Source organism: Nocardia mexicana NBRC 108244, assembly GCF_001613165.1.
Taxonomy (GTDB): Bacteria; Actinomycetota; Actinomycetes; order Mycobacteriales; family Mycobacteriaceae; genus Nocardia; species Nocardia mexicana.
This window is the reverse complement of sequence record NZ_BDBV01000137.1, coordinates 1-4,177: the sequence shown is the minus strand read 5'-3', so window position 1 is coordinate 4,177 and position 4,177 is coordinate 1. Positions and strand designations below refer to the sequence as shown.

The 4,177-nt window shown below is 69.3% G+C and carries 4 protein-coding genes; 2 read left to right on the top strand and 2 right to left on the bottom strand.

All coding sequences use genetic code 11. The features are described from left to right. Positions 1 to 305: hypothetical protein (locus NM1_RS38745; RefSeq protein ID WP_169814400.1), on the bottom strand; the 305-nt coding region annotated here is incomplete at its 3' end. A gap of 237 nt (positions 306 to 542) precedes the next feature. On the opposite strand from NM1_RS38745, the gene NM1_RS38740 reads away from it, so the two are divergent. After that, positions 543 to 1,322 carry a metallophosphoesterase gene (locus tag NM1_RS38740; RefSeq protein ID WP_068032487.1) on the top strand — a complete coding sequence of 260 codons (780 nt, stop codon included), beginning with the start codon at positions 543 to 545 and terminating at the stop codon, positions 1,320 to 1,322. A 27-nt stretch (positions 1,323 to 1,349) separates the two neighbouring features. On the opposite strand, the gene NM1_RS38735 is transcribed toward NM1_RS38740, so the two are convergent. Further along, positions 1,350 to 2,438, bottom strand: coding sequence for an AraC family transcriptional regulator (locus NM1_RS38735; protein WP_068032490.1), 1,089 nt, complete (start codon positions 2,436 to 2,438; stop codon positions 1,350 to 1,352). Between the two features lie 85 nt (positions 2,439 to 2,523). Here NM1_RS38735 and NM1_RS38730 point away from each other — a divergent pair, with 85 nt between their 5' ends. Next, a complete protein-coding gene (locus NM1_RS38730) occupies positions 2,524 to 3,981 on the top strand; it encodes a flavin-containing monooxygenase (RefSeq protein WP_068032484.1) in 1,458 nt (485 codons plus the stop codon). Positions 3,982 to 4,177: the final 196 nt, after the last annotated feature.

Sequence of the window (4,177 nt, the reverse complement as noted above, 5' to 3'; positions counted from 1 at the left end):
CCGGGCGGCACCGTGACATCACCGCCGACGCGGGCACCGCGGCCGCCCGGCGCCACCGTGTGGCAGCAGCTGTCGGCGCCGGGCGCGCCGATCGCCTCGATATGCACCCGCGTCACCGATGCGGGCAGCGGCAGGAAGGTGCCGCGGCCGTAGCCGCCGTCCAGCTGCTGGTTACCCGTGTAGACGCAGGTGACGTGGTTATCCGACTGCGTGCACTCCGGTGGTAGCGGTTCGGCGGCGGCCGGGCCGACGGCGCCCGCCGCCAGCAGGCCGGTCAGTGCTGTGGTCACTGCGACGGAACGCACCCGCACAGGCTCTATCCCCTCTTCGTTCGGACGAATTCTCGAATCCAACCATCCGGGAGCAACTGCTGTCTCGTCGCGATGTGATCCGTGCGCCCCAGAACAAGATCTATGCGTTCTGGCTATATTCGGTGGCGCGTCTCATGCAGACGTGACAACGCCCGGCGATTTAACCTGGAATAGTGCCGGACCAGGCACGCTCGGGCGCAACGGCGCGATTCCACGAGAAAGCGAACGCCGATGATTGTGTTGGCACAGCTCAGCGACACCCACTTCGACCTGCACGCGCACAACACCGAACGGGCCGAACGGGTGATGGCGTACCTGGCCGACCTGCCGCACCGCCCCGCGGCGATCCTGGTCACCGGCGATATCACCGATTCCGGCAAGGTCGAGGAGTACGAGCAGGCCCGGGCCGCGCTGCTGGCGGACGTCCCGGTATCGGTGCTGCCCGGCAATCACGACGATCGCGCCAACCTGCTGGAGGTGCTGCTGCGGCGGCCCGCCTCCTACGAGCCGATCAACCAGGCCCTGCGACTGGACGGGCTGACGGTGGCACTGCTGGATTCCACCATCCCCGGCGAGGGCGGCGGCGAGCTGACCGACGGCACCTACACCTGGCTGACCGATCTGCTGCTGGAGACACCGGACGACACCGCGGTGCTGGTCGCCATGCATCATCCGCCGATGCCCATGTACAGCACCGTGGTCGACCCGATCCGGCTGGCGAACCCGCAGCGGCTGGAGCGGATCGTCGCCGACGACGACCGCATCGTCGGCGTGATCACCGGGCACATGCACTCGATGGGCACCACCCTGTTCGGCGGGCGGCAGCTGGTGGTCGCGCCGAGCGTGGCCTCGCAGATCGGCGGCGAATGGGAGGTCGGCGCGCCGGGCCAGGTGCCGATCGACTACGCGCCCGATCCGTCGCTGGTGCTGCACGTGATCGACGGCCGCCGCCTCACCTCGATCGTCCGCACGGTCCCGATGGGCGGCTGGATCGGCGTGCAGCCGAACTGAACACCGTCAGTTACCGCTTGAACACCGTCAGTTACCGCGAACCGCCGTGGCCCGACCGTTGGATACGGCCCGTTCCCGGCGATAGGCCGACGGCGTCGTCCCGGTCCATCGTTTGAAGGCATAGATGAACGTCGACGCCTCCGCGTAGCCGAGCCGGATCGCCACGTCGCTCACCGAAAGCGGTGTGGCGGTGAGCATTTCCTCCGCCAGAGCGCGGCGCACCTCGTCCAGTAGCGCTCGGTAGCTGGTGCCGGCGGCGTCCAGGTGGCGGCGCAGCGTCCGGGTGCTCACGTTGAGATCGCGTGCCACGGCGTCGATTCCGGGTGGCGCCGCGAAGCCGTCGGCCCCGCCGCGGGGCATCAGCCGCTCACGTACCTCGGCCGCGATGCCGGTGCGGGCGCGGCGCCGGTGCACCAGATCCCGGCACTGCGCCAGGCACATGGTCCAGGTGTGCTCATTGGCTTGCGGCAGTGGCTGTTCCAGCATCGCGGGCGCCAGCGAGAACAGGTTGCGCGGACGTCCGAAGCGCGGCCGCACCCCGATGATCTCCGCGAGCTGGTCGGCGTAAGCCGGCTCCGGATAGTCGAATTCGGCGCGCAACAGCCGCAGCGGACGTCCCAGCAGGTCGATCATCACCTGATGCATGGCCAGCACGTCACGTTCGACCAGGAACCGCCGGACGTCCGCGGGCACCAGCTCGTCGTGCACCTCGGCCACGAATTCATCCGTCTCCCAACGGGTTACCGGGATACAGAAGGTGAAACTCAGCTCCAGGAAGCGCAGCGCGAACGAAATCGCCTCGCCGAGAGTGGGACTGGACACGCACGCGAAGCCGAAGATGCCGAAGGTGGTGATGCGGTAGCGGCGGCCCACCTCCACGCCGAGCGACGGCCGATCGGGCAGGGCCCGCACCAGGTTGCGGATCACCGCGAGTTCGGTGTGCGCATCGATCTGGGCGTCCGGGTCGGCGAGGTCGGCCTCGGACAGGCCGGTGCCGCGCAGCATGCGGGCGGGCGGCACATCGTGCTCGCGGGCGTAGCCGACCATGAGCGCCACGCTCGCCACGCCCCGCGGGAAATCCCAGTTCCGAATGCCGGGGTGTTGCACGGTTGCCATGAGCCGATTATGGCCGAATATGTCGATCACGGTGCGCACCCCTCCCTAAAGTAGAGATAACTCGAACGATGTGAGGAGCACCACAATGCCCGCGACAACGCCGTCGGTCATCGTCATCGGCGCCGGATTCGGCGGCCTCGGTATGGCGATGGAATTGCAGCGCAACGGGTTCGGCGACTTCACCATTCTGGAGCGCGCGGCCGACCTGGGCGGGGTGTGGCGGGAGAACACCTACCCGGGCGCCGCCTGCGATGTGCCGTCGCCGCTGTACTCGTTCTCCTACGAGCCCAGGGCCGACTGGCCGCACCGCTACTCCGGGCGCGCCGACATCCACGCCTACCTGCACGCGATCGCGGCCGAGCACGGGCTGCTGCCGCGGATCCGATTCGGTACCGAGGTCACCGAGGCCGTCTTCGGCGACGGCCGGTGGACGGTGCGCACCGCGAACGGCGCCGAGTTCACCGCCGACGTGGTCGTATCCGCGGTCGGCCAGTTGTCGCGGCCACGGCTGCCCGAGATCCCCGGGCGGGAGTCGTTCCGCGGCCCGTCGTTCCACTCCGCGCAGTGGGACCACACCGTGGACCTGGCGGGCAAGCGCGTCGCGGTGATCGGAACCGGCGCCAGCGCAATACAATTCGTGCCCGCGATCCAGCCCGAGGTGGCGCGGCTGACGCTGTTCCAGCGTACGGCCGCCTGGGTGGTGCGCCGCACCGACCGGGAGTACCGGCCCATCCATCACGCCCTGTTCCGGCACGTGCCGGGTCTACGCCTGGCACAGCGACTCTGGGTGTGGTGCTTCCTGGAGTTCTTCGCCCTCGGCCTGGCCGCGGTGCCGCCGATCCGCACGATCGCCACCTGGCTCGGTCGCTGGGCCCTGCGCCACGACGTGCCCGATCCGGAGCTGCGGGCCAAGCTGACCCCGGACTATCCGGTGCTGTGCAAACGCGTGCTGTTCTCCAACGAGTACTACCCGGCGCTCACCCGGCCGAATGTCGACGTGGAGACCACCTCTATCGCCGAGATCGTGCCCGAGGGCGTGCGCACCACCGACGGCACGGTCCATCCGGCCGATGTGATCGTGTACGGCACGGGCTTCAAGGGCACCGAATTCCTCTGGCCCATACGGGTTCTCGGACGCGACGGCATCGCGCTCGACGAGGTCTGGTCCGGCGGCGCCCGCGCCTATCTCGGGATGGCGGTGCCCGGTTTCCCGAATCTGTTCCTGATGTACGGGCCGAACACCAACCTCGGGGTCGGCTCCATCGTGTACATGATCGAGTGTCAGGCCCGCTACATCCGGCAGGCCCTCACCTACCTGGCCGCGCGCCCCGGCCGCTGCCTGGAGGTTCGCCCCGGCCCCGCGGCGGAATTCGACGAGCACACCCAGCGCCGCCTGGAACGCACCCCGTGGACCCGCTGCACCAGCTGGTACCGCAACGCCGCGGGCCGCATCACCAACAACTGGCCCGGCACCGTCACCTCCTACCGCCTCCGCACCCGCAAACTAGACCCCACCGACTACACCCTCACCCCCGCCGCCTAGCCCGCGCCCCGCGCGGGTCACGGCCCGCCGCATCCCCCGCCCACGGCCCGGCACGCACTCGATCCCCGCCTCACGGCCCCAGGGGGCCGTGAGGCGGGGAAATACTGGGCACGCCGCAGGCAATGACGATCGGCAAGGCAACAAGACCCGGACCACAGCCTTAGGCCGATAGGCCCCAGCATTCCCCGCCTCACGA

Excerpts from the sequence above, each read along its gene's own strand:
- NM1_RS38740 (WP_068032487.1), top strand. The coding sequence starts at position 543 with ATGATTGTGTTGGCACAGCTCAGCGACACCCACTTCGACCTGCACGCG.
- NM1_RS38735 (WP_068032490.1), bottom strand. The coding sequence starts at position 2,438 with ATGGCAACCGTGCAACACCCCGGCATTCGGAACTGGGATTTCCCGCGG.
- NM1_RS38730 (WP_068032484.1), top strand. The coding sequence starts at position 2,524 with ATGCCCGCGACAACGCCGTCGGTCATCGTCATCGGCGCCGGATTCGGC.